25 protein-coding genes are annotated in these 24,322 nt (G+C 70.7%); 13 read left to right on the plus strand and 12 right to left on the minus strand.

Annotated elements, in window-relative coordinates; translation table 11 throughout:
- Positions 1 to 310 precede the first annotated feature (310 nt).
- A complete protein-coding gene (locus tag ACWDR3_RS38240; protein ID WP_450357187.1) occupies positions 311 to 1,507 on the plus strand; it encodes a CaiB/BaiF CoA transferase family protein in 1,197 nt (398 codons plus the stop codon).
- Positions 1,508 to 1,512: 5 nt separating this feature from the next.
- Here the strand turns inward: ACWDR3_RS38240 and ACWDR3_RS38245 are convergent, their stop codons facing one another.
- The 4 genes from ACWDR3_RS38245 to ACWDR3_RS38260 are packed head-to-tail and all read right to left on the minus strand — an operon-like array spanning position 1,513 to position 5,095.
- Positions 1,513 to 2,268, minus strand: coding sequence for an SDR family NAD(P)-dependent oxidoreductase (locus tag ACWDR3_RS38245; protein ID WP_450357188.1), 756 nt, complete (start codon positions 2,266 to 2,268; stop codon positions 1,513 to 1,515).
- Entirely contained in the window at positions 2,268 to 2,780 is a 513-nt protein-coding gene (locus ACWDR3_RS38250; RefSeq protein WP_450357189.1) for a nuclear transport factor 2 family protein, read from the minus strand. Before ACWDR3_RS38250 ends, ACWDR3_RS38245 begins: the two co-directional genes overlap by 1 nt.
- The gene (locus ACWDR3_RS38255) at positions 2,777 to 3,955 is read right to left on the minus strand and encodes an acyl-CoA dehydrogenase family protein (RefSeq protein ID WP_450357190.1); all 1,179 of its coding nucleotides are present in this window, start codon (positions 3,953 to 3,955) and stop codon (positions 2,777 to 2,779) included. Before ACWDR3_RS38255 ends, ACWDR3_RS38250 begins: the two co-directional genes overlap by 4 nt.
- 18 nt (positions 3,956 to 3,973) lie before the next feature.
- Entirely contained in the window at positions 3,974 to 5,095 is a 1,122-nt protein-coding gene (locus ACWDR3_RS38260; protein WP_450357191.1) for an acyl-CoA dehydrogenase family protein, read from the minus strand.
- A gap of 107 nt (positions 5,096 to 5,202) precedes the next feature.
- Here ACWDR3_RS38260 and ACWDR3_RS38265 point away from each other — a divergent pair, with 107 nt between their 5' ends.
- On the plus strand, positions 5,203 to 6,024 hold the full coding sequence (locus tag ACWDR3_RS38265; RefSeq protein ID WP_450357192.1) for an enoyl-CoA hydratase/isomerase family protein: 822 nt from the start codon (positions 5,203 to 5,205) through the stop codon (positions 6,022 to 6,024).
- 32 nt (positions 6,025 to 6,056) lie between these two features.
- A complete protein-coding gene (locus ACWDR3_RS38270) occupies positions 6,057 to 6,560 on the plus strand; it encodes a MaoC family dehydratase (RefSeq protein WP_450357193.1) in 504 nt (167 codons plus the stop codon).
- Here ACWDR3_RS38270 and ACWDR3_RS38275 read toward each other — a convergent pair.
- Entirely contained in the window at positions 6,539 to 7,948 is a 1,410-nt protein-coding gene (locus ACWDR3_RS38275; RefSeq protein WP_450357194.1) for a glycoside hydrolase family 1 protein, read from the minus strand. The two genes, ACWDR3_RS38270 and ACWDR3_RS38275, sit on opposite strands and share 22 nt — an antisense overlap.
- 266 nt (positions 7,949 to 8,214) lie before the next feature.
- A complete protein-coding gene (locus tag ACWDR3_RS38280; RefSeq protein ID WP_450357195.1) occupies positions 8,215 to 9,081 on the minus strand; it encodes a crotonase/enoyl-CoA hydratase family protein in 867 nt (288 codons plus the stop codon).
- A gap of 105 nt (positions 9,082 to 9,186) precedes the next feature.
- Here ACWDR3_RS38280 and ACWDR3_RS38285 point away from each other — a divergent pair, with 105 nt between their 5' ends.
- The 3 genes from ACWDR3_RS38285 to ACWDR3_RS38295 are packed head-to-tail and all read left to right on the plus strand — an operon-like array spanning position 9,187 to position 12,139.
- Entirely contained in the window at positions 9,187 to 9,972 is a 786-nt protein-coding gene (locus ACWDR3_RS38285; protein ID WP_450357196.1) for an enoyl-CoA hydratase/isomerase family protein, read from the plus strand.
- A 5-nt stretch (positions 9,973 to 9,977) separates the two neighbouring features.
- Positions 9,978 to 11,120: an acyl-CoA dehydrogenase family protein gene (locus ACWDR3_RS38290; RefSeq protein ID WP_450357197.1), complete on the plus strand. Its 1,143-nt coding sequence runs from the start codon at positions 9,978 to 9,980 to the stop codon at positions 11,118 to 11,120.
- Positions 11,117 to 12,139 (plus strand): LLM class F420-dependent oxidoreductase, encoded by a 1,023-nt coding sequence (locus ACWDR3_RS38295; protein WP_450357198.1) that lies wholly within the window; start codon positions 11,117 to 11,119, stop codon positions 12,137 to 12,139. Before ACWDR3_RS38290 ends, ACWDR3_RS38295 begins: the two co-directional genes overlap by 4 nt.
- Before the next feature lie 7 nt (positions 12,140 to 12,146).
- Here the strand turns inward: ACWDR3_RS38295 and ACWDR3_RS38300 are convergent, their stop codons facing one another.
- The 6 genes from ACWDR3_RS38300 to ACWDR3_RS38325 all read right to left on the minus strand — a co-directional run bounded on the left by ACWDR3_RS38300 (position 12,147) and on the right by ACWDR3_RS38325 (position 18,798).
- Positions 12,147 to 12,905, minus strand: coding sequence for a FadR/GntR family transcriptional regulator (locus ACWDR3_RS38300; protein WP_450357199.1), 759 nt, complete (start codon positions 12,903 to 12,905; stop codon positions 12,147 to 12,149).
- Between the two features lie 5 nt (positions 12,906 to 12,910).
- Complete coding sequence (locus ACWDR3_RS38305; RefSeq protein ID WP_450357200.1) at positions 12,911 to 13,312, minus strand: Zn-ribbon domain-containing OB-fold protein; 402 nt, start codon at positions 13,310 to 13,312, stop codon at positions 12,911 to 12,913.
- A complete protein-coding gene (locus tag ACWDR3_RS38310) occupies positions 13,309 to 14,460 on the minus strand; it encodes a thiolase family protein (protein ID WP_450357201.1) in 1,152 nt (383 codons plus the stop codon). Before ACWDR3_RS38310 ends, ACWDR3_RS38305 begins: the two co-directional genes overlap by 4 nt.
- A gap of 4 nt (positions 14,461 to 14,464) precedes the next feature.
- Positions 14,465 to 16,039, minus strand: a complete 1,575-nt coding sequence (locus tag ACWDR3_RS38315; RefSeq protein WP_450357202.1) for an AMP-binding protein — start codon at positions 16,037 to 16,039, stop codon at positions 14,465 to 14,467.
- Positions 16,040 to 16,073: 34 nt separating this feature from the next.
- The gene (locus ACWDR3_RS38320) at positions 16,074 to 17,564 is read right to left on the minus strand and encodes an aldehyde dehydrogenase family protein (protein ID WP_450357203.1); all 1,491 of its coding nucleotides are present in this window, start codon (positions 17,562 to 17,564) and stop codon (positions 16,074 to 16,076) included.
- 91 nt (positions 17,565 to 17,655) lie between these two features.
- A complete protein-coding gene (locus tag ACWDR3_RS38325) occupies positions 17,656 to 18,798 on the minus strand; it encodes an acyl-CoA dehydrogenase family protein (protein WP_450357204.1) in 1,143 nt (380 codons plus the stop codon).
- Positions 18,799 to 18,888: 90 nt separating this feature from the next.
- On the opposite strand from ACWDR3_RS38325, the gene ACWDR3_RS38330 reads away from it, so the two are divergent.
- The 7 genes from ACWDR3_RS38330 to ACWDR3_RS38360 form a co-directional block, all read left to right on the plus strand.
- Entirely contained in the window at positions 18,889 to 19,644 is a 756-nt protein-coding gene (locus tag ACWDR3_RS38330; RefSeq protein WP_450357205.1) for an SDR family NAD(P)-dependent oxidoreductase, read from the plus strand.
- 1 nt (position 19,645) lies between these two features.
- The gene (locus tag ACWDR3_RS38335; protein WP_450357206.1) at positions 19,646 to 20,425 is read left to right on the plus strand and encodes an enoyl-CoA hydratase/isomerase family protein; all 780 of its coding nucleotides are present in this window, start codon (positions 19,646 to 19,648) and stop codon (positions 20,423 to 20,425) included.
- A 30-nt stretch (positions 20,426 to 20,455) separates the two neighbouring features.
- Positions 20,456 to 21,622, plus strand: a complete 1,167-nt coding sequence (locus ACWDR3_RS38340) for a CaiB/BaiF CoA transferase family protein (protein ID WP_450357207.1) — start codon at positions 20,456 to 20,458, stop codon at positions 21,620 to 21,622.
- A gap of 3 nt (positions 21,623 to 21,625) precedes the next feature.
- A complete protein-coding gene (locus tag ACWDR3_RS38345) occupies positions 21,626 to 22,537 on the plus strand; it encodes an SDR family NAD(P)-dependent oxidoreductase (RefSeq protein ID WP_450357208.1) in 912 nt (303 codons plus the stop codon).
- Positions 22,534 to 23,067, plus strand: a complete 534-nt coding sequence (locus ACWDR3_RS38350) for a DoxX family protein (RefSeq protein WP_450357209.1) — start codon at positions 22,534 to 22,536, stop codon at positions 23,065 to 23,067. The genes ACWDR3_RS38345 and ACWDR3_RS38350 overlap by 4 nt, the downstream gene beginning before the upstream one ends.
- A gap of 10 nt (positions 23,068 to 23,077) precedes the next feature.
- Positions 23,078 to 24,235, plus strand: coding sequence for an acyl-CoA dehydrogenase family protein (locus ACWDR3_RS38355; RefSeq protein WP_450357210.1), 1,158 nt, complete (start codon positions 23,078 to 23,080; stop codon positions 24,233 to 24,235).
- The coding region (locus ACWDR3_RS38360; protein WP_450357211.1) for an ACT domain-containing protein at positions 24,232 to 24,322 on the plus strand (91 nt) is incomplete at its 3' end. The genes ACWDR3_RS38355 and ACWDR3_RS38360, both read left to right, overlap by 4 nt.

A 24,322-nucleotide genomic window follows, 5' to 3' on the forward strand; every position in this document is an offset into this window, starting at 1 on the left:
CCTGGCACGCACATCTGCCGCGTTGTCGTCACTCGCCATGGCTCCGCCATGACTCCCTCCTCCGCCTTGCAGCTGCACGCACCAGACCCCGCTCGACTCGGCCAAGACGCACCGCACCTCACAGCCGACCTGATCCAGACGACAGCCCCTAGCCGCGACGGTCATCCGCACGCCCTCCGGTCTCGGCCGGTCAGCCGATCCATATAGTTACATGAATTGGATAGTTGAAGCAATCATCCGAGACGCGCCAGGGCGCCAGATGTATTATTTATATAACTCATTCGATGTCCGTGAACAGAGGGAGACCTCGATGCCGTCGACCGCCCTGGCCGGGATCCGCGTCCTCGACCTGTCCCGCATCCTCGCGGCACCGCTCGCCACCCAGATGCTGGCCGACCTCGGCGCGGAGGTCATCAAGGTCGAGCGGCCCGGAACCGGCGACGACTCACGGACGTACGGTCCGCCGTTCGCCCCCGGCACGGACACCGCGGCCTTCTACCTCTCCTGCAACCGCAACAAGCGGTCCGTGACGATCAATCACGCCACCGCCGAGGGGCAGGAGTTGGTCCGCTCACTCGCCGCCCGCTCGGACGTACTCGTCGAGAACTTCCGCGCGGGGACTCTCGCGAAGTACGGCCTCGACCACGAGAGCCTGCTGGCGCTCAACCCGCGCCTGGTCTATCTGTCGGTCACCGGCTTCGGCCAGACCGGCCCGTATGCCGGGCGCCCCGGCTACGACGGCATCTTCCAGGCCATGTCCGGGATGATGAGCGTCTCCGGACACCCCGACGAGCCGATGAAGGTCGGGGTCAGCATGGTCGACATCCTCACCGGCCTGTACGCCTCGACTGCCGTCCTGGCGGCGCTGCGGCACCGGGACGCCACCGGCGAGGGCCAGTTCGTCGACCTCTCCCTGCTGGACTGCGGACTCGCCTCGCTGTCGCACTTCGCGATGAACTACCTGGTCTCCGGGGAGGTCCCGCGCCGGCGCGGCAACGGCGGCTACGGCGGAATCCCCTCCCAGGCCTTCCACTGCGCGGACAAGCCGCTCTTCCTGGTCGCGGGCAACGACAAGCAGTTCGCCGCGTTCTGCGCGGCGGCCGACCGCACCGACCTCCTCCAGGACCCCCGGTTCGCCACCACCTCCGCCCGCATCACTCACCGGGAGGAGATCCTCCCGGTCCTCGACGCCATCATGCGGACCCGGACCCGGGACGACTGGCTGGCCCTGCTGGACGAACACGACGTGCCGGCGGGCCCGTTCAACGAGATGCCCGAGGTCTTCGCCGACCCCCAGATCCGGCACCGCGGGATGCTGGTCGAGATCGACGATCCGGTGTCGGGCCCACTGCCCCTGCTCGCCAATCCGATACGGCTCACGGCGACCCCCGTCGAGGGCTACGCCCCGCCGCCCGCGCTGGGCGAGCACACCGCCGAAGTCCTGCGCGGGCTCGCCGGGGTGACGGAGGATCAGCTCGCGGGCCTGCGTGCGCGAGGTGTCGTCTAGCGACGTCAGCCGATGAGGGTCCGGCCGCCCTCCAACATCAGCGTGGCGCCGGTCAGATAGGCCATGTCGTCGCTCACCAGCGCGACCACCGCCCTGCCGATGTCCGCCTCGGGGTCGCCGAGCCGCCCCAGCGGAATCTCCCGCGCGAGTTCCTCCGCCTTCCGCGGATGCGCGGCCAGATAATCCTCCGCCGCCGGGCTGAGCGCGGCCGGGCAGACGACATTCACCCGGATCCCGTACGGCCCCCACTCCCGCGCGGCGACCCGGCTCAGCCCACGGATCGCCTCCTTGGCCATGGCATACGCCGCGAAAGTCGCCTCACCCTGCACCGCCGCCGAGGAACCGAGGTTGACCACACTGCCCCGGCTCTCCCTCAAGTGGGGGAGGGCGGCCTGCATCGCATGGAAGACGGCCAACGGCCCGCTGCGGTAGGTGAGTTCGACATCGTCGTACGACGTCTTCTCCAGCCGTCGCTGCACCGAGGACTGGGCGTTGTTGACGAGCACGTCGAGGCCACCGAACTCCCGTACCGTCACGGCCACCATCCGGTCGACGTCGCCCCGCTCCCCCACGTCTCCGACCACGATGTACGCCCGCCCGCCACGCTCGGCGATCTCCCCGGCGGTGTCCTTCAGCTTGGTCTCGGTGCGGCCGGTGATGACCACGGCCGCGCCCTCGGCCGCGAGCGCCAGCGCGATGCCCCGGCCCACGCCCTGCCCTCCGCCGGTGACCAGTGCCGTCCTGCCTGCCAACCGTGCCATCACGTCTCCTTCCAGAAGGCCGTCCAGGTGGGGAAGTCGTCGGGCAGCGCCGGATCTCCCGCGCCCTCCCAGCCGTTGAAGCCGACCGCCTGGGGGCGGTCGGTCACGTCGGCCGCGTACCAGTGCTGTTCGCGGCGCCGGGAGAAGTACCAGTCGCCGTCCACGCGCGCGTAGTCGTCGAAGTAGCAGATCGCCATCACGATCCACCGGTCCCCCACCTCGTGCTCGGCGCGGCAGTAGACCGCGCCGGTCGCGGTGTCGCGGCCGGTGAACTCGACGCGGTGGCCGCAGATGTGATGCACCGAACGATGGAAGCCCCGCACGAGGGGCTCGATGTGCTGCCGCAGGACCTGCCGTCCTCGCCCGTGGCGTCCCATGTCGACGTCGGGGCGGAAGCAGCCCACCCAGGCGTCGAGGTCGCGGGAGTCGACGGCCAGGGCGTAGCGGATGGGCAGTTGCTGGATGGCCTGGTGGGACTCGACGCGGTCGAGGCGGTCCTCGATCGAGGTCATGGCCGCGGCTCCTTGGGCAGACCGAGGACCTGCTCCCCGATGATGTTGCGCTGGATCTCGCTGGAACCGCCGTAGATCGTCTCCGCGAGGGAGAGCAGGAACGAGCGCTGCCGGGTGTCGAGTTCGTAGTCCTCGCCGACGATCTGCCCGGCCGGTCCGGCCAACTCCATGGCCAGGTGGCCGAGTTGCTGGTGGCGGGTCGAGGCGTAGAGCTTCGCGGTGGTGGCCTGCGCGCCGGGGGTCCGGCCCGCGGTCAGTTCGGCGAGGGTGCGCAGGTTGGTGGTGCGCATGATGCGTACGGAGATCCAGGCGTCCAGGATCCGGCGGCGCAGCATGGGGTCGCCCAACGCGCCCCGGGCACGGGCCAGTTCGATCAGGGCCTCGGCCTCCCTCTCGAAGCCGAGTTGCTGGGGCAGCAGGGTGGTGCCGCGTTCGATGCCGAGGGTGGCCATCGCGGTACGCCAGCCCTGGCCGACCTCGCCGACGGCCATGTCCGCGCCGGTGCGCGCGTCGGAGAGGAAGACCTCGGCGAACTCGTCCTGGCCGGCGAGGTTGCGGATGGGCCGGATCTCCACGCCGGGCTGGTCGGTGGGGAGGAGCAGCAACGTCAGGCCTTTGTGGCGCCGGGAGTCGGGGTCGGTGCGGGTGAGGACGTACAGCCAGTCGGCGTGGATGCCGAACGAGGTCCACACCTTCTGGCCGTTGACCACCCACTCGTCGCCATCGCGCTCGGCGCGGGTGCGAACGGACGCCAGGTCGGAGCCCGCGCCGGGTTCGCTGAAGCCCTGCCCCCACAGTTCCTCGACGGCGAGGATCGGGGGCAGGAAACGCTTCTTCTGAGCCTCGTCGCCCATCGCGAGGAGCATCGGGCCGAGCAGGTCGAGGGCGTTGACGGTGGCGCGGTAGGGGGCGTCGGCGCGGGCGTACTCGTACTCGAAGACGATCTCCTCCAGGAGTCCGAGGCCGCGGCCGCCGTACTCCTTCGGCCAGCCCACGCCCAGCCAGTTCCCGGCCGACAGCTCGCGGTCCCAGGCGAGGCGCACGTCCCAGGCCGCGCCGTCGGTGGGGCCGCCCACGCCCCGGTGCTCGGCGAACTCCCCCACGAGGTGGTCCGCGAACCAGTCCCGCAGTTCGTCGCGGAAGTCGCGTACGGCGGGCCCGAAGTCCACTTCCATGTCTGCCTCTCCTGGGTGTCAGATGCCTAGCCGGGCGGCGAGCAGCTCCCGGTGGTACGCCGGTGTGCCGAGCAGCACCTCGGAGCTCTTGGCCCGCTTCAGGTAGAGGTGCGCGGAGTGCTCCCAGGTGAAGCCGATGCCGCCGTGGACCTGGATGGTGTCGCCGGCCACCTTGGTGAACGCCTCGGAGCAGAAGGCCTGGGCGAGGGCCGCGGCCACCGCGATCTCCGTCTCGTCACCGGCGTCCAGGGCCCACAGTCCGGCGTACGCGGCCGAGCGGGCGGACTCGATCTCGACGAGCATGTCGGCGCACTTGTGCTTGATGCCCTGGAAGAAGCCGATGGGGCGGCCGTACTGCTCACGGATCTTGGCGTACGCGACCGACGCGTCCAGGGCTGCGGAGGCTCCCCCGACCTGTTCGGCGGCCAGGAGGACGGCGGCCGTGGCGAGGGTGCGTTCGAGCGCGGGCCAGGCCGTGCCGTCGGTGCCCAGCAGGCGGGCGGGGGTGTCCGTGAAGGTGATGCGGGCCTGTTTGCGGGTCTGGTCGAGTGTGGGGAGTGGGGTGCGGGTCAGGCCGGGGGTGTCTGCGGTCTCGACCGCGAAGAGGCTGACGCCGGCGGGGGTGCGCGCGGCGACCAGGAGCAGGTCTGCGAGGTGGCCGTCGGGGACGTAGGTCTTCACTCCCGTAAGCCGCCAACTACCCGTTTCCTCGCGGGCGGTGAGCCGGATGCCCCGCTCGTCCCAGCGTCCGTCGTCCTCGGTGAGGGCGAGCGTGGCCACCGTCTCGCCGGACGCGATGCCCGGGAGGAGGTCGGCGCGGGCGGCCACGTCGTCGCAGCGCAGCAGTGCCTCGGCGGCCAGGGCGACGGTGGCGAAGTACGGCGCGCACAGCAGGGCGCGGCCCGTCTCCTCGAAGACGACACCGAGGTCGACGTAGCCGAAGCCGGAGCCGCCGTACTCCTCCGGTACGGCGAGGCCCTGGAGCCCGATCTCCGTGGCCATCCGCCGCCAGATCCGCGGGTCGTGTCCGTGCGGGTCGGCGGCCAGGCGGCGCACGTCGGCCTCGGTGGCGTGCCGGGTGAGGAACGACCGTACGACCGTGCGCAGTTCGTCCTGTTCCTCGCTGAAGGTGAGATCCATGCCGAGCTTCCCGTCCTCGGTGCGCCCGTGTGCCGGACGCTTGCCGCCCGCCTCTCGATACAGTTAGATAATTATAGTATCCGCACTGAATACACCAGGAGCGCGACGTGACCGATCCCTACGCCCCGTTCACGAGCCTGACCTTCGAGCGGCCCGCGCCCGGTGTGCTGCGCATCGTGCTCGACGCGCCGAACCTCAACGCCGTGGATCCGCGCATGCACGGTGAACTGGCCGACGTCTGGCCGGTCGTCGACCGGGACGAGGAGACCCGCGCGGTGCTGGTCCAGGGAGCGGGCAAGGCCTTCTCGGCCGGCGGGACCTTCGACTCCATCGAGGCCATGACCGAGGACTACGCCGTGCGGGCCCGGACGATGCGGGAGGCGCGGGACATGGTCTACGGGGTGATCAACTGCTCGAAGCCGGTGGTCTCCGCGATCCACGGTCCTGCGGTCGGTGCGGGGCTGGTCATCGGCATGCTGGCCGACATCTCGATCGCCGGGCGCAAGGCGAAGATCGTCGACGGGCACACTCGGCTCGGGGTGGCGGCCGGTGACCACGCGGCGATCTGCTGGCCGCTGCTGTGCGGGATGGCCAAGGCCAAGTACTACCTGCTGACCTGCGAGGCGCTGACCGGTGAGGAGGCCGAGCGGATCGGTCTGGTCTCGAAGTGCGTGGACGACGAGGACGTGCACGCAGAGGGGCTGCGCGTCGCGACCCTGCTGGCCGCCGGGCCCGTCAGCGCGCTGAGCTGGACCAAGCGGTCCCTCAACCACTGGTACCGCACGGCCCAGCCGCTCTTCGAGGCCTCGCTGGGGCTGGAGTTCTTCGGCTTCGGCGGGCACGAGGTCGTCGAGGGACTCGCCGCCCACCGCGAGAAGCGCGCCCCGGACTTCGAGGGCGTGGGCGGCAAGCACCCGATCGACCTGTGACCCACGGACGCACGAGGCACGAGGAGCGCGCGATGACGGCAGAGCCCACCACGGCAACCGAAATCCCCCCGCTGGTAAGGGGGTTGACCTACGAGGAGATGCCGGTCGGGCAGGCCTTCCGTACCGCCCGCCGCACGGTCACCGAGACCGACCTGGTCAACTTCGTCACCTGGGGCGGCTTCAACGAGCCGCTCTTCTGGGACGCCTCCCACGCGGCCGACGGCGGCTACACCGGGCGGCTGGTCCCGGGCGCGCTGACGTACTGCATCGCGGAAGGGCTCGTGCTCCAGACGAACGTGCTGCACGGCACGGGCCTCGCCTTCCTGCACATGGAGCTGACCGTGCAGGGACCGGTGTACGTCGGCGACACGCTGTACGCCGTCGTGGAGACCACCGGCTGCCGGCCGTCCGGCAAGCCCGGCCGGGGTGTGGTGACGAGCCGCATCACCGTACGCAACCAGCGGAACGAGGACGTGCTCGTCTACACGCCGGTACGACTGATCCGGGGCCGGGACTACGAGGCTCCGACGCGCTGATCCCGGGGGCCGGGCGGGACCAGGGTCAACCCGGCCGCAGGACCCGGTGCCTCGGGGCCCGCGAAGGCTCCGGCCCGCAGCCAGTCCGAGGGCATCGGCGGGCGCGGCGGCGGCTCGTGGTCGGGGACGGCCATCGCGTAGAGGCGGGTGTAGCGGAACTTCGCCTCCAGGTTGTCGAGCACCGACCAGTACTCGTAGCCGCAGACGTCCACACCGCGCTCGATGACCCGGCCCAGCCAGGACAGCCTGGCGCGCAGCAGGGACCGGCGGCGGGAGTCGTCGCTGTGGCCGGTCTCGTCGACAAGGTCCAGGTCGCCCATGCCGTTGTCGACGACGGACAGCGGCGGCAGCAGGTCGCCGTAGAGATCGTGGAGGTCCGCGACGGCGTCGGCCAGGCCCTCGGGGAGGATGGGCCAGCCGTACGCCGTGGTCTCCACGTCGTCGAAGGGGACGATCGCGAAGCCCAGACCGACGAGGAGACGGTTGACCTCGTTGAGCCTGCTCTGGCACTTGTCGGCGGGCAGGGCGCGGGCGAGGTTCTCCGGTGCGGTGACGCGGAACGGGGTGTGCCAGGACAGGCCGAGCAGGTCCTGCGGGGTGGCGATGACGTCCAGGTCCCCGGGGCGCACACAGCCCGTGTCCTCGATCGGCGAGACGTCGTCCTCGGTCACCATGTGCTCGCCGAGCAGCAGGGGGTCGAGGAAGAGGCGGTTGGTCCAGCTCAGCAGGCGGTCCAGGGCGAGCCGGTCGAAGGGGTCCTCGGTGGCCGCGTAACCGCCGACGAGGGTGACCGTCGTCCCGACCCGGCCGCTCACGCCGGCCTCGCGGAGAGCGCGGGTCGCGAGCCCGTTGGCGAGCAGGATGTGGTGGACGGCGGGCAGGCCGGCGCGGCCGATGCCCCGGCCTGGTGTGTACATCCCGGCCACGTGGTCGGCGAGGGTGGGTCCGGCCAGATCGGTGGAGGTGATCCAGCGGGTGACGCGATCTCCGTAGCGACGGCCCAGCTCGGCGGCGTACGCGGCGAAGTGCTCGGCCGTGTCACGCTCCAGCCAGCCCCCGCGCTCCTCCAGCCAGGACGGCAGCGACCGGTCGAACAGCGTGAGACAGGGGCGCAGACCGAGTGCGAGCAGGGAGTCGAGTTCGCGGTCGCAGCGGTCCAGGGCCGCGTGGTCCCAGCTGCCGGGGCCGTCGGGCTGGAGCAGCGGCCATCCGGCGACCATCCGGTGCGTGTCGGGCGTGACGCCGACCAGTTGCCGGATGTCGTCGGTCCACTGCCGGAAGTGCCCCGCGCGTTCCGGCGGGGGCGGCGGCGGAGCCGCGATGGCGTCCACGGTGGCGACTCCCCAGTCGACACCGTGGAAAGACTCCTGCAGGAAACCATCGCTCATGGTCACCGTCCCGGGCGGAATAGCTAACGCATTCAACTGAATGCCCGCCGTCCGGACGCTAACACTTCAGGGAAACGACGACAATGTTTCGGACAGATCTCCTCGATCCGTCAAAGTGTCGCGCGGGGGCCGGTCTGTGTCGAGGGCGAGGTCGGCCGCCACCTGGGCCGAGACGGTGGTCGGCGCGTTTCAGCCATGATCCCGAGTGCGCACCATGATCCGGAGTGCGCAAGGGACCGCGAGTCGGCCACCGCTGCCGGTTTCGCCTACTCCCCCAAGGGCCGGAACTCCTCCTCCTGCCACCAGGGATAAACGGCCGGCATGTCCTTGCTGACCCGGCCCGGGAACTCGGGCGGCCGTTTGGCGAGGAAGGACTCGACGCCCTCCACGGGATCCGGGCCGCCGCCAATCTGGCTCATGATCCGCGAGTCGAGGCGGTGCGCGGCCATCGGGTGCGGCTCGCCGAGCATCCGCCACATCATCTGACGGGAGAGGGCGACCGAGATCGCCGAGGTGTTCTCGGCGATCTCCCGTGCGAGTTCGTACGCCGCCGGCAGCAGCTCCTCCGGCGGGTGGACGGAGCGGACCAGCCCGGCCGACAGAGCCTCGTAGGGGCCGAAGACACGGCCGGTGGCCACCCATTCCATGGCCCGTTGCATGCCCACGGCCCGGGGCAGGAACCAGCTCGCCGCGGACTCCGGCACGATGCCGCGGCGCGCGAACACGAAGCCGAACTTCGCCGAGGTCGAGGCCAGCCGGATGTCCATGGGCAGGGTCATGCTGGCGCCGACGCCGGCCGCGGGGCCGTTGATCGCCGCGATGACCGGCTTGGTGCCGGCGAAGATCCGCAGCGCGACCCGGCCGCCGGTGTCCCGGTGCCAGGCACCCGCCCTGCGATGGTCGAAGGACGAGCCGCCGGAGCTGACGTCGGCGCCGGCGCAGAACCCACGCCCGGCACCGGTCACCACGATCACCCGCACGTCGTCGTCGGCGTCGGCCGCGTCGAAGACGTCGAGGAGGTCGCCCATCATCTGCGGATTGAAGGCGTTCAGCTTCTCGGGCCGGTTGAGCGTGACGGTGAGGATCCGCTCCGCCACCTCGGCCCGCACGGTCTCGTACTCCTGCTCCGGCATGCGCGTCCTCCGTCGGGCTCGGCACTCCACGACCTGGTTCTCATAAAGCTCAATTAGTTATAGCATTCAACTCTACTGAACTGTTCCTGGATGGTGGCGGTGGAGATGACGGATCTGGTGGTGACGGCCATCGGGCCGGTCCGGCTGATCGAGCTGAACCGGCCGGACCAGCTCAACGCGATGAGCGAGGAGCTGCACTTGGGCCTCGCGTCGGTCTGGGACACGGTCACCGACGACCCCGAGGCCCGGGTGGTCGTACTCACCGGCCGGGGCAGGGCCTTCAGCGCCGGCGGCAACTTCGACATCATGACCCGGGTCCAGCGCGACCCCGCCTTCCGGCAGCAGAACGTCGACGAGGCCCGGCGGATCATCACCGGCCTGGTCCGCTGCCCGCTGCCGGTGATCGCGGCGGTCAACGGGCCCGCCGTGGGCCTCGGTTGCAGCCTGGCCCTGCTGAGCGACCTGGTGCTGATCGCGGACGACGCCTATGTGGCCGACCCACATGTCCAGGTCGGTCTCGTCGCGGGCGACGGCGGTGCGCTCGTCCTGCCCCTGCTCGTCGGCCTGACCCGGGCGAAGGAACTCCTGTTCCTGGGTGAGCGGGTGAGCGCCGAGGAGGCGGTCCGGCTCGGCATCGCCAACCGTGTCGTACCGAAGGACAAGCTCCTGAACGAGGCTATGGACCTGGCCGGACGGCTGGCCGCCCTGCCCGTGCAGGCCCTGCGCGGGACCAAGCGGGCGGTGAACCTGCATCTGGAGCAGGCCATGGCCGCCGTGCTGGAACCGGCGCTGCTCGCGGAGCGGGACAGCATGCACGACCCGGGCCACATCGCCGCGGTGGAGCAGATCATCGCCTCGCGCGGTCGTCGCCGAGCCGGTGCGGAGGGCTGAGCGGCATGGACTTCGCGTTCAGTGACGAGCAGGAGGAACTGCGGCGCACGGTACGGGCGTTCCTCGCGGACACCTCGCCCGAGACCGAGACACGGCGGCTGATGGAGACACCGGAGGGCTTCGACCGGGCGCTGTGGCGCCGGATGGGGACGGAACTCGGCCTTCAGGGACTGGCCGTTCCCGAGGAGTACGGCGGTGCCGGGTGCGGGCCGGTCGAAGTGGGCGTGGTCATGGAGGAGTTGGGCCGGGCGCTGGCGTGCGCACCCTTCCTCTCGTCGGCCGTGCTGGCGACGACCACGCTGCTGCGCTGCGACGACGAGGACGCGCGCAAGCGTCTGCTGCCGGGGCTCGCCTCGGGCGAACTGGTCCTGACGCTGGCCCTGACCGAGGACTCGGCCCGCTGGGATGCGACGGGGGTCCAGCTCAACGCCCGTGAATCGGAAGGGCGTTGGCTGCTCACCGGACACAAGATGTTCGTCCTCGACGGTGCGAGCGCGGACTTCGTCCTCACCGTCGCCCGGACAGACGACGGCATCGGCGTCTTCTGCGTAGACGGCGACGCGGCCGGACTCACCCGCACTCCTCTGCCCACGATGGACCCGACCCGTCGGCAGGCCCGCCTCGACTGCGACGACGTACCGGCGACCCGGCTGCGTACGCACGGCGACGGCTGGGATCTCGTCGCGCAGGTGCTCGACCGGGCCGCGGTGGCGCTCGCCGCCGAGCAGGTCGGGGTGGCCTCCCGCGCGCTGGACATGGCGGTTGAGTACGCCAAGGTGCGGCACCAGTTCGGGCGGCCCATCGGCTCCTTCCAGGCCGTGAAGCACCTGCTCGCCGACGTACTCCTCGAAGTGGAATCGGCGCGTGCCGCCGCGCACTTCGCGCTCCTCGCGGCAGCGAACGAGGACCCGGAGCTGCCCGCGGTGGCGAGTCTGGCCAAGGCGTTCTGCTCCGACGCGTGTCTACAGGCGACGGCGGAGAACATCCAGGTCCACGGCGGCATCGGCTTCACCTGGGAGCACCCGGCCCACCTGTATCTGAAGCGGGCCAAGACATCTCAACTCCTGTTCGGAGACCCGGCGTACCACCGCGAACTGCTCGCGCGACGCATCGGGTTGGACGCGGTCACAGTGGACGGAGCGGCATGAAGGTCGACGGAAAGCTCAGTGTGTGGGGTACCGCGGAGGTCGTGGCGGAGGCCCTCCACCACGAGAAGGCGGGCTACGACGGCCTGTGGGCCTCGGAGTCGAAACACGACCCGTTCCTGCCGCTGCTGCTCGCGGCCGAGCACACCGAACGGCTGGAGGTGGGCACGGCGATCGCGGTGGCGTTCGCCCGCTCCCCCATGCAACTCGCCTACACCGCACACGACTTGCAGACCTACTCCGGCGGGCGCTTCTCCCTCGGACTCGGCAGTCAGATCAAGCCGCACATCGAGCGGCGCTTCGCCATGCCGTGGAGCCGCCCGGCCGCCCGTATGCGGGAGTACGTGAGCGCGCTGCGCGCGATCTGGGCCGCCTGGAACGAGGGCGAGAAGCTCGACTTCCGCGGCGATTTCTACACGCACACGCTCATGTCCCCGTTCTTCTCTCCCCCGCCCGCTCCCGGCGGCGCCCCGAAGGTCTTCGTGGCCGCGGTCGGTGAGGCGATGACCCGGGTCGCGGGCGAGGTCGCCGACGGGCTCCTGGCGCACGGCTTCACCACCGAGCGGTATCTGCGTGAAGTCACCCTCCCGACCGTCGAATCGGGCCTCGACCGATCCGGGCGTACGCGCGGCGACTTCTCCGTCTCCCATCTCCTCCTCACCGCGACCGGCCGCACCGAGGAGGAGTTGGCCCGCGCGATCGACGGCACCCGCCGCCAGATCGCCTTCTACGGCAGCACACCCGCGTATCGCGGAGTCCTGGAGCTGCACGGCTGGGGCGAACTCGGCGACGAGCTGAACGCGCTGTCGAAGTCGCCCCGGGAGGACAAGTGGGAGGCCATGGGCGGGCTCGTTGACGACGAGGTCCTGCACACCTTCGCGGTCGTCGCGGAGCCAGAGCGGGTCGCGGGCGAGATCAGGCGCCGGTACGGGAACCTGGTCGACCGGGTGTCCTTCTACACCGCGTACGAGATCGACGCCGAGGTGTGGGAGCCCATCGTCCAAGAGCTGCACGGGAGTTGACGGCACATCAGCCGAGCAGGTCCAGGACCGTCGTCATGGACCTGCTCTGCAGCAGATAGTCCTCGGCCTCCTGGAGATGGAGGCGCCACAGCTCCTCGGCGGCCTCGGTCCGGCGCCCGGCGACCAGTTCGACGAGGGCGCCGTGGGCGCGGAAGCCCCTGCGGTTGGCCCGGATGTTCTCGGGGCTGCCGGCGTCGAGGTCGACGTGGGACCAGTTGGCCTGGTCGATGATGTGCCGGACCATGCCGTTGAGGACGCTCAGTGTCTCGTTGCCGGCGAGTTCGACGACAAGGGCGTGGAACTCCATGTGGGCACGGATGAAGGCCGAGGGGTCGTCCATGAGGCCCTCGGCCTCGGCGACGGAGGCCCGCAGCCGGTCCAGGTCCCGGTCCGTGCGGCGCTGGGCCAGCAGACCGGCGCACGGCGCCTCGATGACCGTACGGGCGTCGTAGACGTCTTTGAGGGTCGTACCCCGGTACTCAAGGACGACTCCCGCGTAGCGGGCGGCGACCGTGCCCTCCGGGACCTGCACCCGTGCCCCGCCCCGGGCGCCCCGGCGCACGCTGATCAACGACTCCGACTCCAGCACCCGGAACGCCTCGCGCAGTGTCGGCCGGGAGACGGCGAACTCCGCCATCAGGGCCGTCTCGGCGGGCAGCGCCTCCCCCTCGGCGAGTTCCCCGCGCACGATCTTGCGGCGCAGTTGTGCCGCCACCAGTTCGGCCATCTTGGGGACCCGCACCGGCGTGTTCGCCACGGCATCCATCTCCTTCAGTCACCTGGGACCGGCACGAAGTACGGCAGGGTGATCTCGTCGGTGAGGGGCCGGAAGTCCACGCGCACCCGCATGCCGATGGTCACGCCGTCCGGGTCGCCCGCGTCGACGTGGGACAGCAGGGTGCCGCCCTCGTCCAGGTCGATCACGGCCAGCGCGAACGGTGTCTCGAAGCCGGGTCCGGGTGCACGGTGGACCACGGTCACCGAGTAGACGGTGCCCCGGCCGGCGCTGGGCGCGTACCGCCAGTCCGTCGACATGCAGCCGGGGCAGGCGGGTTCGGGCACGAGGAAGCGCAGCCCGCAGGCCGGGCAGTGCGGGACGACGAGGTCACCGCGCCGGGCCGCGTCCCAGAACGGCTGGGACAGCGGAGTGGGGACGGGTACGGGCCGGCTCATCGGCTCCTCCCGAGCACGCTCATCTCGTAGTGCTGCGCGCCGGAGCCGGCGTTGCCGACGACCGCCAGCTCCGCGCCCTCTACCTGGTGGACGGCGGTGCCGCGCAACTGCCGTACGGCCTCGACGACTTTGAGGGTCATCTGCTGGGTTCCGTTCCACGCGTACGCCAGGCAGCCGCCGTCGGGATTGACGGGGTGCTTGCCGCCGACGGCGATGGCACCGCTGGCGGCCAGGGGCCCTCCCTCGCCCTCGTCGCACAGCCCGAGGATCTCCAACTGCCGGATGATCTCGAAGGAGTTGGGATCGTAGAGGGAGAAGACGTCCACGTCCTGCGGGCCGATGCCCGCCATGGCGTAGGCGCGGGTCGCCGCGTCCCGGCCGAGTTGGCCGACCTCCCGGTACAGCGCGGGGTTGGCGTACGCGGCCTGGTGGTACTCCATGCCGCCGCCCAGCACCGCGACGGGCGGGTGGGGCAGGTCCCTGGCCCGTTCGGCGGTGGTCACCACGAGGGCGGCGCCTCCCTCGCCGACGATGCAGCAGTCCAGCAGGTGGAAGGGTGTGGCCACCATGCGGGAAGCGAGCACGTCGTCGGCGGTGTACGGGCCGCGGCCGTACATCATCGCCTCCGGGTTGGTGGTGCCGTTGTTGCGGATCGTGGCGGCGACCTCCGCTAGCTGGCGGGCGGTCGTCCCGTACTGGTGCATGTGCCGGGCCGCCACCAGCGCGAACTGGGCGACTACGTAGCTGCCCCAGACGTCGGCGAACTCCAGCGGGACTCCGGCGCCGACGGGACCCGCACCGCGCGAGACCAGCTTGCAGCCGCCGACCACGACGGTGTCGGCGAACCCCGCCCGTACGGCCGCCGCCGCCTTCAGCAGGCCCCGCGAGCCGGCGTTGTCGAGCATCGAGTCGCTGGTCCAGCGCAGGTCCCGGCCGAGCATCCGCGCCCAGGAGCTGCCCTCGCCGGGCACACCGCCCGGGCCGGGCCAGTCGACCTGGGCGCCGTCGACGTCCGCCGGGGTCAGTCCGGCGTCCTCGATCGCGCCGCGCACCGCTTCGAGGGCGAGGCCCATCGCGTCGCGGTGCGGGAGGGACAGCGCCTGCTCGGTGGCGTGGATGCCGACGACGACGGGTTGCCGGTCGTTCACGGCGTCACCGTCCCGCGCCGAGTGTGTCGCCGCCGGGATAGCCGCCCCCGCCGAAGCGCTCGTCGAGCGCCTCGTAATCCTTGGCGAAGTCCTTGGTGCGCGGCAGCGCCTCGACGAACTCCACCGTCTTCGGCTTCTTGTACGAGGCGATCCGCGCCCGGCAGTGCTCGATGACGTCGGCCGCCGTGAGCGCCTCGGCGTCCGGGTGGAGGACGACGACTGCTTTGACGTCCTGCGCCCAGCGCTCGTTCGGGACGCCGATCACGGCGGCCTCCTTCACCGCCGGGTGGGACTCGATGCAGTTCTCCACCTCCGCCGGGAAGATGTTCTCGGCCGCCGACTTGAGCATGCGGGTCGTGGTGCCGAGGAAGCTGATCGTGCCGTCCGCCTCGCGCCGGCCGAGGTCGGTGGTGTGCCACCAACCGAACCGGAAACGCTCCTCGTTGATCTCGGGCCGGTTCCAGTAGCCGAGGTGCACGAGGTCGCCGCGCACGCAGATCTCGCCGGCCTGACCGATCTCGCACTCCTTGCCGGTGCCGTCCAGGACGCGTACGGCGGTGAAGGGGCCGGGGCGTCCCGCGTTGCCGGTGCCCGTGCCGCCGTAGGCGCCGGTCACGGCGAAGCCGGTCACCTCGGTCTGGCCGTAACCCCGGCCCTCGCCGCCGCCGTTGCGGGTGAAGCGGCTGGTGTCGGTGGGGACCGTGCCCTGCCACAGGGGGGCGGCGACGCTGGCGCGCAGGTGCGAGAGGTCGTGGCCCGCTTCCTTGTTGAGGGCGACGAGTTGGGCGATCGTCGGGGGCATGAGGTACGCGTGCGTGCACCGTTCCTGAGCCAGCAGCGGGAGCAACTCCTCGGCGACGACCCGGCGGACGACGACGTTCTTGCCACCGTGCACGAAGGCCGGGACACCCCAGAACTGGTAGTTGCCGATGTGGAACATCGGCCCGGCGCCGAGGAAGGCGGCCTCCGTGCCGATGTCTCCCATCCAGGCGGAACTCGCGCCCATGGCAAGGAGGTTGCGGTGCGAGAGCATCGAGCCGGACTGGCGTCCGGAGATCGCCGCGGTGTAGATGACCAGGAGCGCGGAGTCCGGGTCGACGTCGACGGCCGGGTCCTCGGCCGCGCCGGAGGCCAGGAAGGACTCGTAGGAGCCGGGGCCCTCGGTGTCGTGCCGCAGCCACAACGCCCGGTGGTCGCTGCCCAGTTCGGCCCTGGCCTTGCCGACCGTGTCGCCGATCTCCTCGTCCTGCCAGATCACCACCCGGGGGTCGAAGTCCTCGACGGCGAACGCCATTTCGGGGGCGGCCCAGCGCCAGTAGCCGGGACACACCATGGCGCCGATCTTCGCAGCGGCGCCGAGCAGTTCCCAGATGCGGAAGGAGTTCTGCCCCAGCCAGAGGACACGGTCACCGGGGCCGACCCCGGCGACCGTGAGGGCCTGGGCGAGGCGGTTGGTGCGCTCGTCCAACTGCGGCCAGGTCAGCCGGACTTCGCCGTCGACGAGGGCTATGCCGTCGGGGAACGACCTTCGGTGCTCACGGATGATGTCGCCGAACGTCAGGCGGCGGGCGGAATGCATGCTCTTGGCTCCCAGGGCTTTCGGAAGGCGGGTGTCAGACGCGGCTGATGCCGACACCCTTGACGTGGACGAACTCGTCGAGACCCGCCTTGCCGCCCTCCCGGCCGAACCCGCTCGTCCCGACGCCGCCGAACGGTGTGGTGGGCGAACTGATGGGGTTCGGGCCCGGGTTGACGTAGACCGTCCCGGCTCTCAGGCGGGGCACCAGACGGTTCACGCGTCCGATGTCACGGGACTGGATGTAGGCGGACAGGCCGTACTCGGTGTCGTTGGCGAGGGCGACGGCCTCGTCCTCCGTGTCGAAGGGGGTGATGGCCAGGACCGGGCCGAAGATCTCCTGCTGGGCGAGATCGCTGCGGTTGTCGACGTCGGCGAAGACGGTCGGGGAGACGAAGTAGCCGTCGGCGTCGATGCGTTCACCGCCGAACACGAGCCGTCCCGCACCGCCTTCGACCGCCTTGTCGATCACGCTCTGGACCCGGTCGCGGGCGGTTGCGTCGATGAGTGGTCCGATGTACGTCGCCGGGTCGAGCGGGTCGCCGACGGGCAGGTGCGCGACCACTCCGGCGACGCGCGTGACGACCTCGTCGTAGATCGACCGCTCGACCAGCAGCCGGGTCGGCAGTGCGCAGCCCTGGCCGGTGTTGCTCATGGCGAAGGCCGCGCAGTACGGCACCACGGTGTCGAGGTCGGTGTCGGCGAAGAGCAGGTTGGCGGACTTGCCGCCGAGCTCGAACAGGACGGGTTTGAGGGTCAGTGCCGCGTCGGCCATGATGCGGCGTGCGGTGGCGGGGCCTCCGGTGAAGGAGATCTTGTCCACGCCGGGGTGGGTGACCAGGGCCGACCCCGCGTCACCGAGTCCGGTGACGACGTTGACGACCCCCTCGGGGATGCCCGCCTCGCGGGCCAGGTCGGCGAAGAGCAGCGCGGAGAACGGCGTGGACTCGGCCGGTTTGATGACCACGGTGTTGCCGGCGGCGAGCGAGGGCGGGACCTTCATGGCCAGGGACAGTGCGGGTGAGTTCCAGGTGATGATGTGGCCGATGACGCCGTAGGGCTCGGCGATGGTGTACTCGACGTTCTCGTGCGGGCTGTAGGCCGCGCCGACCATGCCCTCGATCTTGTCGGCCCAGCCGGCGTAGTACTCGGTCCACTCGGCGACATGCGGTCCGACGTTCGAAGCCCAGCCGCCGACGCAGATGCCGTTCTCTAGCGGGCAGATCGCCGCGAAGTCGGGGATGTGGTCACGGAGGAGCTGCGCGAAGCGGGTGAGCAGTCGTCGCCGGTCGGCGGGGCGCATGGTGCCCCACACCTCGAAGGCCTGGCGTGCGGCGGCCACGGCCCGGTCGACCTCGGTGGGGCCCGCGAGCGGGATGTGCGCCTGGACGAGGCCGGTCGCCGGGTTGCGATGCTCGTACTGGCCGCCGCTCGTGTCGGTGACGTCCTTGCCGCCGATGACAAGGCGGGGGCGCGGCAGGTCGTGCTTGGCTCTGTCCTGGTGCAGCTTCACGTCGACCGTGACCACGGTTGCCTCCTTGAGCCGCATCCCGCATCTCGCACATCTCGCTTAAATAGCTAACCTATTTATCCAAGCCAGTCAATGCGTTCGACCGGTGTCACAGCCCCAGCGAGCGCCCGATGATCTCCTGCATGATCTCCGAGGTTCCGCCGAACACCCGCTGCACCCGGCTGTCGCGCCAGATCCGGGCGATCTCGTACTCGTTGACGTAGCCGTAGCCGCCGAAGAGCTGCATGCAGCGGTCGATGACCTGCCAGCCGGTCTCCGAGGTCCAGTACTTGGCCGCGGCGGCCTCCTCGGCCGTCAACTCGCCCTGGAACAGGGCCATGATGCAGCCGTCGACGTAGACGCGGGCGGCGCCCAGCTTGGCCTTGATGTCGGCGAGGGCGAACCGGTTGGCCTGGAACTCCCCGATCGGCTGTCCGAACGCGGTTCGGGTCTTGGCGTAGTCCAGTGCCAGTTCGTACGCCCGCTCGGCCGCCGCCAGTGAGGAGACGGCGATGGCGAGGCGCTCGGTGGGGAGGTTGCCCATCATGTGGTAGAAACCGCGGTTCTCCTGCCCGATGAGGTTCTCGGCGGGGACGCGGACCTCGTGGAAGAAGAGTTCGGCGGTGTCCTGCGCCTTCATGCCGACCTTGTCGAGCTTGCGCCCGCGCTCGAAGCCCTCCGTGTCCCGCTCGACGACGATCAGGCTGATGCCCCTGTGTCCGGCGTCCGGGTCGGTCTTGCAGGCGACGACGACCAGGTCGGCCAGGATGCCGTTGGTGATGAAGGTCTTGGACCCGTCGATCACCCACTCGTCGCCGTCCCGGCGGGCGGTGGTACGGATCGCCTTGAGGTCGGATCCGGCGGCCGGCTCGGACAGCGCGAGCGCGCAGATCGTCTCGCCGCTCGTCACCCCGGGCAGCCAACGGACCTTCTGCTCAGGGGTGGTGAGGCGCGTCAGGTAGGGCGGGATGACGTCGTTCTGGAGCCCGAGCCCGATGCCGACCGAGCTGGTGGCCGCCATCTCCTCGGCCATGATGGCGTTGTAGCGGAAGTCCCAGATCCCCTGGCCGCCGTACTCCTCGGGGAACTGCCAGCCGATGAGTCCGGCCTTGCCCGCCGCCGCCCACGCGGCCCGGCTCACCTGCCCGTCCCGCTCCCACTGCTCGGCGTACGGAGCGCATTCCCGCAGGTAGTAGGAGCGGGCGGTCTCCCGGAACAGCTCGTGCTCCTCGGTGAAGATCGTTCGGCGCATGCTCGACTCCGCTCCGCTCAGGCATCTCGCTTATTTAGCTGAAGTAGTTATACGATAGCGCTGTATCGGCAGCCGGGCGAGGGAGGGCGCGTGAGCGTACGGGACAAGGTGGCGCTCGTCACCGGAGCGGGCCGAGGCATCGGCGAGGCGATCGCCGACCGGCTCGCCGCCCAGGGAGCCGCGGTCGCCGTCTGCGACCTGGACGCGGAGGCGGCCGGCAAGGTCGCGGGCCTGCTCGCGGAGCGGTACGGCGTGCGCGCCGCGGGAGTCGGCGCGGACATCTCCGACAGCGCGGCCGTCCGTACGGCCGTGGAGCGCGTGACCGCCGAACTCGGCCCGGTGGACGTCCTGGTGAACAACGCGGCCGTCGATGTCATCGGCCGGTTCGTCGACAGCGACGAGGAGACCTGGGACCGGATCATCGCCGTCAATCTGCGCGGGACGATCACGATGACCCGGGCCGTCCTCGACCCGATGATCGAGCGGAGCGGCGGCCGGATCGTCCACATCGCCTCGGACGCCGGCCGGGTCGGCTCCTCCGGCGAGGTCGTGTACTCAGCGACGAAGGGCGGTGTCATCGCCTTCGGCAAGGCCCTCGCCCGCGAGGTCGCCCGGCACGGCATCACCGTGAACAGCGTCTGCCCGGGGCCCACCGACACCGCGCTGCTCGGGCAGGTCGCCGAGTACAGCCAGAAGATGTACGACGCGACCCTGCGGGCGATCCCGCTGCGCCGCGTCGCCCAGCCCGCCGACATCGCCGGTGTGGTGGCCTTCCTCGCGTCCGACGACGCCGCCTACATGACCGGGCAGACGCTCTCGGTCAGCGGCGGCCTCACGATGGTCTGAGGTGGACACCGTGCTGCGTGTCGAACTCCGGGACCGGATCGCCGTGTTGACCCTCGACCGGCCCGGGCAGCTCAACGCGATCGGGTCCGAGACCGTGGACCGGCTCACGCAGGCCCTCAACGAGCTGCGCGACAACAACGACGTACGCGCCCTGGTCGTGGCCGGGGCGGGCCGGGCCTTCTCGGCCGGGGCCGACATCGGTGAGATCGAGTCGTTCACGGCGCCACGGCAGTTCCACTCCTTCGTCCAGCGACTGACCGACGCGTACGCGCTGTTGGCGGACTTCCCCAAGCCCTCGGTCGCGGCCGTCCACGGGTTCGCCTTCGGCGGCGGCCTCGAACTCGCCCTCGCCTGCGACCTGCGGGTCGCCGAGCAGGGCGCGCGGCTCGGCCTGCCCGAGATGAAGCTCGGCGTGCTGCCGGGTGCGGGCGGCACCCAGCGGCTGCCGCGTCTGATCCCGCCCGCGATCGCCAAGCAGATGATCCTCACCGGCGAACCGATCGACGCGGAACGGGCGTACACGCTCGGCCTGGTCAACGAACTCACCGAGCCCGGCGAGGCGTTGGGAGTCGCCGAGGCACTCGCCGCCGCGCTGGCGGCCGGGGCCCCGCTGGCCCTCGCGGCGGGCAAACGCCTGATCGACTACGGCCTCGGGATGGACCTGGACGCGGCGATCTCGTACGAGCGCGAGACCGTCTCGGTGCTGTTCTCCACCGAGGACCAGGCCGAGGGACTGAAGGCTTTCCGGGAGCGCCGACCCGGCGACTTCCAGGGCAAGTAGCGGGCGGACCGACAGACAGGGAGGTGGGTTGTGCGGCCACTGGAAGGCATTTCGGTCGTCGAGCTGGGCATGTGGGTGGCGGCTCCGGCCGCAGCCACCATGCTCGCGGACTGGGGTGCGGACGTGGTGAAGGTGGAGGCGCCGACCGGCGACCCCAACCGCTACACGCTCCGGCACGTCGGCCAGGACATCGACAGCGCGCCCCCGTTCGAGACGGACAACCGCGGCAAACGCGGGATCGTCCTCGACCTGCGCGCGGAGGACGGAAAGGGCATCCTGGAACGACTGTTGGAGCGCGCCGACGTCTTCGTCACCAACCTCCGCCCCGGCGCGCTGGAACGCCTGGGCCTGGCCCCGGACGAACTGCGCGCCCGCCATCCCCGCTTGGTCGTCGGCACGTTGACCGGTTACGGCTGGACGGGCCCGGAGCGCGACCGTGCCGGGTACGACGTCTCCGCCTTCTGGGCGCGGCCCGGCATCGCCGCCATGCTCAACCCGGCGGGCGAACCACCGCCCGGCATCCGCCCGGGACTTGGTGACCGTACGGCCGCGGCCAACCTGGTCGCCGGCGTGCTCGCCGCGCTGCTGCGCCGCGAACGCACCGGCGCGGGTGGCGTGGTGGACGTATCGCTGCTGCGGTCCGGCACGTACGCCAACGGCAACGACCTGGCCCTCCAGAACTTCTTCGGCAGGCGCGGCCGTACCCGCCACCGCACCGAACACGAGTCCCCGCTCTACAACTCCTACCGGGCCGCCGACGACCGCTGGTTCTGGCTGGTCGGCCTGGAGGGCAACCGGCACTGGCCCGGCGTCGTCAAGGCGCTCGGCCGCGCGGACCTGGAGACGGACGAACGGTTCGCGACGGGCAAGCAACGGCGCGCGCATGTACGCGAGTTGATCGCAGTGTTCGACGAGGAGTTCGCGCGTCGGCCGCTGGACGAGTGGGCGCGGCGGTTCGACGCCGAGGGCGTGTGGTGGGCGCCGGTGCAGACGCTCGCGGAGGTCGCGGCCGATCCGCAGGCCGAAGCAGTGGGGGCGTTCGTCGAACAGCCCGGCATGGGTGACGCCCCACCGCTGCGGACCGTGGCAACACCCGTCAGTTTCTGGGGTGTTGACGACAAACCGCGCAGCGGTGCGCCAACGCTCGGCGAGCACACCGACGACGTACTCCGCGAACTCGACACAACCGGGAGGTAGCAGGTGGGCATCCTCGACGACAAGGTCGCCGTCGTGACCGGCGGCGGCCGGGGTCTGGGCCGGGCGCACTGCCTGGCGCTGGCCGAGGCCGGCGCGACCGTGGTGGTGAACGACCTCGGCTCCGGCGTGCACGGGGAGAGCACCGGCGACTCCCCCGCCGACGAAGTCGTCGCCGAGATCACCAAGTTGGGCGGGCAGGCGGTCGCCAACCACGCGTCGGTGACGGACTGGGCCGCGACCGAGACCTTGGTCGCGGACACGGTCGCGGAGTTCGGGCGCCTCGACATCGTCGTGAACAACGCGGGGATCGTGCGCGACCGCATGCTCTTCTCGATGACCGAGGCGGAGTTCGACGCCGTGATCGCGGTCCATCTCAAGGGCACTTTCGCGCTGACCCGGCACGCGTGCGCGTACTGGCGCGAGGCGTCGAAGCGGGGGGAGCGCGTCACCGGCCGGGTCATCAACACCACGTCCGGGACAGGCCTGTTCGGCAATCAAGGGCAGTCCAACTACGGCGCCGCGAAGGCCGGAATAGCCGGGCTCACCGTCCTCACCGCCCTGGAGATGCGCAAGTACGGCGTCACCGCGAACGCCATCTCGCCGATCGCGGCCACGCGGATGACGGACGGCCTGTCCGTCGGGGAATCGCTACGGGCCGTCGACGGCTTCGATCCGCGCGACCCCGCCAACGCCTCGGGCGTCGTCGTCTACCTGGCCTCCGACAGCGCGGCCTGGCTGACCGGCCAGGTCCTGCGCATCGAGGGCAACCGGCTGAACCGGCTCCAAGGCTGGACCGTCGCCGGCGTCCACCCCAGCACGTCGGGACAAGCCCTCACCTATGACGAACTCGTGGACGCCGTACCTCAGTTGTACGGTGTCGCCCCTGCGGGCCGGGCCACGGGAGTCGGCCAGTGAGGGCACGGGGCCATGACGTCGCCGCGCTCGTCCTGCGCGCGACGCTGGGCCCGATGCTCTTCGCGCACGGCTGGAACAAGGTCGCCGGGCCGGGCGGACTCAAGGGCACGACGGGCTGGTTCGAGTCGCTCGGGCTGCGGCCCGCCGAGGTGCACGCCCGGATGGCCGCCGGGACGGAGATGGCGGCCGGCGTGGGGATCGCGCTGGGCGCGGCCAACCCCCTCCCGGCGGCGGCAGCCGTCGGCCTGATGACCGTGGCGGCGCGAACCGACCATCGGGGCAAGGGATTCTTCGTCTTCAAGGGCGGCTGGGAGTACGTCGGTGTCGTGGGCGGCGCGGCCGTCGCCCTGGCGGCAATGGGCCCCGGCAGGTACTCGCTGGATGGTGTGCTGCGTCGCCAACGCGTGGGCGTGGGGCCCGCGTTGTTCGCCGTGGGGATCGGCACGGCGAGCGCCGCCGCGCTGCTGGCCGCGTGCTACCGACCGGACCGGAAGCCGGACGAGACAGAAACAGCTAACCAAGGGCAATAAGGGAGTCGACATGGACGCGGCTGACTTCAGCGCGGTGCTGTCCGAGGTCCGGCGCTTCGTGCGCGAGCGCGTCGTACCGCTTGAGGCGGAGATCGACGAGAAGGACGAGATGCCCGCGGAGATCCGCGAGGCGGCCAAGAAGATGGGCCTGTTCGGCTTCGCGCTGCCCGAGGAGTACGGCGGGCTGGGGCTGTCGATGTACGAGGAGGCCCAGTTGATGTTCGAACTGGGCTACACCACTCCGTCCCTGCGCTCGATGTTCGGCACGAACAACGGCATCGCCGGGCACGTCCTGATGGTCGGCGGCACCGAGGAGCAGAAGGCGGACTGGCTGCCGAGGATCGCCTCGGGTGACGTACTGGCGTCGTTCGCGCTCACGGAGCCGGAGGCGGGTTCCGATCCCTCGACCCTGACCACGAGGGCGCACCTGGACGGCGAGAACTGGGTGATCAACGGCGCGAAGCGGTACATCACCAACGCCCCGCTCGCCGACGTCTTCATGGTCTTCGCCCGCACCGACCCCGACGCCCCGCGCACCCGCGGCATCTCCACCTTCCTGGTCCCGGCCGGCACCCCGGGCCTCACCGTGGCTCCCAAGGACCACAAGATGGGCCAGTTCGGCGCCTGGACCGCGGACGTGTACTTCGACGACGTCCGCGTACCGGCGTCCGCCCTCGTCGGCGGCGAGGCCGGGCTGAACCGGGGCTTCGCCACGGCCATGGGCTGCATCGCGCATGGCCGGGTGCACATCTCGTCCCTGTGCGTGGGCATGGCCGAGCGGCTGGTCGACGAGTCAGTCGAGTACGCCCGCACCCGCCGCCAGTCCGGGAAGCTCATCGGCTCCTTCCAGCTCGTACAGGGCCTGATCGCCGACTCCATGACCGACTACTACGCGGGCCGCGCCACAGTCCTGGAGGCCGCCCGCGCGTTCGACGCCGGTACGGACACCAAGATCGGCCCGTCCTGCACGAAGTACTTCGCCAGCGAGATGGTGTGGCGGGTCGCCGACCGCGCGGTCCAGGTCCACGGCGGAGCAGGCTATATGCGCGGGGTCGCCGTCGAACGCTTCTACCGCGACGCACGCCTCTTCCGCATCTACGAGGGCACGAGCCAGATCCAGCAGGTCATCATCGCGAAGGCACTGCTGGGCGAGGCGGCCCGGGGCTGACCGGCACCGGAGATCTCTCCGTCCTCGTCGAGAACAAGCCCGGTGTCCTCGCCCGGATCACCGCTCTGTTCTCCCGGCGCGGATTCA

The organism is Streptomyces sp. NPDC001002, from assembly GCF_053599215.1.

What these genes read in the sequence shown, in the direction of transcription:
- ACWDR3_RS38245 (WP_450357188.1), bottom strand. Translation starts at nt 2,268, where the DNA reads ATGGCACGGTTGGCAGGCAGGACGGCACTGGTCACCGGCGGAGGGCAG.
- ACWDR3_RS38250 (WP_450357189.1), bottom strand. Translation starts at nt 2,780, where the DNA reads ATGACCTCGATCGAGGACCGCCTCGACCGCGTCGAGTCCCACCAGGCC.
- ACWDR3_RS38305 (WP_450357200.1), bottom strand. Translation starts at nt 13,312, where the DNA reads ATGAGCCGGCCCGTACCCGTCCCCACTCCGCTGTCCCAGCCGTTCTGG.
- ACWDR3_RS38270 (WP_450357193.1), top strand. Translation starts at nt 6,057, where the DNA reads ATGACGGCAGAGCCCACCACGGCAACCGAAATCCCCCCGCTGGTAAGG.
- ACWDR3_RS38290 (WP_450357197.1), top strand. Translation starts at nt 9,978, where the DNA reads ATGGACTTCGCGTTCAGTGACGAGCAGGAGGAACTGCGGCGCACGGTA.
- ACWDR3_RS38280 (WP_450357195.1), bottom strand. Translation starts at nt 9,081, where the DNA reads ATGCCGGAGCAGGAGTACGAGACCGTGCGGGCCGAGGTGGCGGAGCGG.
- ACWDR3_RS38275 (WP_450357194.1), bottom strand. Translation starts at nt 7,948, where the DNA reads ATGAGCGATGGTTTCCTGCAGGAGTCTTTCCACGGTGTCGACTGGGGA.
- ACWDR3_RS38300 (WP_450357199.1), bottom strand. Translation starts at nt 12,905, where the DNA reads ATGGATGCCGTGGCGAACACGCCGGTGCGGGTCCCCAAGATGGCCGAA.
- ACWDR3_RS38295 (WP_450357198.1), top strand. Translation starts at nt 11,117, where the DNA reads ATGAAGGTCGACGGAAAGCTCAGTGTGTGGGGTACCGCGGAGGTCGTG.
- ACWDR3_RS38240 (WP_450357187.1), top strand. Translation starts at nt 311, where the DNA reads ATGCCGTCGACCGCCCTGGCCGGGATCCGCGTCCTCGACCTGTCCCGC.
- ACWDR3_RS38255 (WP_450357190.1), bottom strand. Translation starts at nt 3,955, where the DNA reads ATGGAAGTGGACTTCGGGCCCGCCGTACGCGACTTCCGCGACGAACTG.
- ACWDR3_RS38260 (WP_450357191.1), bottom strand. Translation starts at nt 5,095, where the DNA reads ATGGATCTCACCTTCAGCGAGGAACAGGACGAACTGCGCACGGTCGTA.
- ACWDR3_RS38325 (WP_450357204.1), bottom strand. Translation starts at nt 18,798, where the DNA reads ATGCGCCGAACGATCTTCACCGAGGAGCACGAGCTGTTCCGGGAGACC.
- ACWDR3_RS38315 (WP_450357202.1), bottom strand. Translation starts at nt 16,039, where the DNA reads ATGCATTCCGCCCGCCGCCTGACGTTCGGCGACATCATCCGTGAGCAC.
- ACWDR3_RS38285 (WP_450357196.1), top strand. Translation starts at nt 9,187, where the DNA reads ATGACGGATCTGGTGGTGACGGCCATCGGGCCGGTCCGGCTGATCGAG.
- ACWDR3_RS38355 (WP_450357210.1), top strand. Translation starts at nt 23,078, where the DNA reads ATGGACGCGGCTGACTTCAGCGCGGTGCTGTCCGAGGTCCGGCGCTTC.